We start from the raw sequence: 1,431 nt of genomic DNA, 5'->3' as shown, positions 1-1,431 counted from the left end.
GCCTCGCCATCATGCGGCCATCGATCTCCGCGACGTTGAGCGTCAGGTCGCATAGCGCTGCACGCTCCTCCGTAGCGGCCAGTTCGAGTTCGAGGCCAGGCAGTGTCAGACGCGCTTTCGACGTGACGTCCTGCCAGGCCAGCATGGCCTGGAACAACGGCGTATGACTCAGGCTGCGCTGGGGCTGCAACTCCTCAACGAGCCGTTCGAACGGCACGTCCTGGTGTGCATACGCGTCCAGCGCGATGTCCCGGACCTGACGCAGAAAGGCGCGAAAGCCCAGCTGCGAGGCTGGAGAAATCCGCAACACGACGACATTGACGAAGAACCCGATCGTGTCGTGCAGCTCGGCCTGGTTCCGGCTCGAAGCCGGCGTCCCGATGCAGATGTCGTCCTGTCCGGAGTAGCGCGACAGGAAAAGCGCGAACAGCGCCGACAACGTCATGAACGGGGTCGCCTGGCACTGCCGGCCCAATTCATTCATGCGTGCCGCCAAGGTGACGGGCAACCCGAAATGCACCGCCGCGCCCCGATGGCGCTGGATCGGCGGCCGCGGCCGATCGGTCGGCAGCGTCAGCAACGCGGGTGCTCCCGACAGCCGTCGTTTCAGATGCGCCGTCTTTGCTTCGAGCTTCCCTGCGTCGAACAGATGGCGCTGCCAGTAAGCGTAGTCGCCATACTGCACCTTCGGCAGTGGCAGCTCGGCGGCCGAGCTATCGATCCGGGCCGTATAAAAGAACGACAGTTCCCGCACGAGGATTCCGATCGAGCGGGCATCGGACACGATGTGGTGCAGCGTCAACAGGATGCGATGGCGATCCGGTGCCAGCGTCAGGACCCGCACGCGCAGTAGCGAAGGTCCGGCCAGATCGAACAGCGTGAGCGCTTCGGCCTGCTCGATCTCCTGCACGGCAGCATCTTGTTCCCCGGCCTCGAGTCCCGTCAGATCGTCGACGCGAAGATCCAGCACGCTGCGCTCGGCAACCACCTGGATGGGCACGTTGCCGTCGACCACGATGCCGGTGCGCAGAATGTCGTGGCGGGCCACGACCCGCTCGAACGCGGATGCCAGGGCTGAGATATCCAGCGTTCCCGTGGCCCGGATCGAAAACGGCACGTTGTAATACGCGTTGTCGTCGTCCATCTGGCTCAGGAACCAGAGCCGCTGTTGACCGTAGGACAGCAGCGGTGCCGCGTCGGCCGGCCGTCGCGCGAAGCCCGCTGGCGCCTGTTGCGCGGCGTCGAGCAGTTCGACGATCTCCGCCTTGTGGTGACGCAGTCTCTCGACGAGTTCCGGCGTGGAAAACCCCTGCGGGGCTGCAAACCTTATCTTCCCGTCGACGACCTCCAGGGCAACCTGGTTGAGCCTGAAGTAATCGACGATTTCCCGCGCATTCATATTTCAACCCTTTCGAGATTTTCCACGGACCG

General features: G+C 64.0%; 1 protein-coding gene. It reads right to left on the bottom strand.

Annotated features, from left to right (window positions below; genetic code table 11):
* Positions 1-1,399 (bottom strand): condensation domain-containing protein (locus HB633_RS30550; RefSeq protein ID WP_255581305.1); only part of this gene is annotated, 1,399 nt, incomplete at its 3' end.
* Positions 1,400-1,431: the final 32 nt, after the last annotated feature.

The organism is Caballeronia sp. dw_276, assembly GCF_018449635.1.
In the GTDB taxonomy this organism is placed as follows: Bacteria; Pseudomonadota; Gammaproteobacteria; order Burkholderiales; family Burkholderiaceae; genus Caballeronia.
The sequence above is the reverse complement of the archived record's forward strand: the minus strand, read 5'-3'. Positions and strand labels throughout refer to the sequence as shown.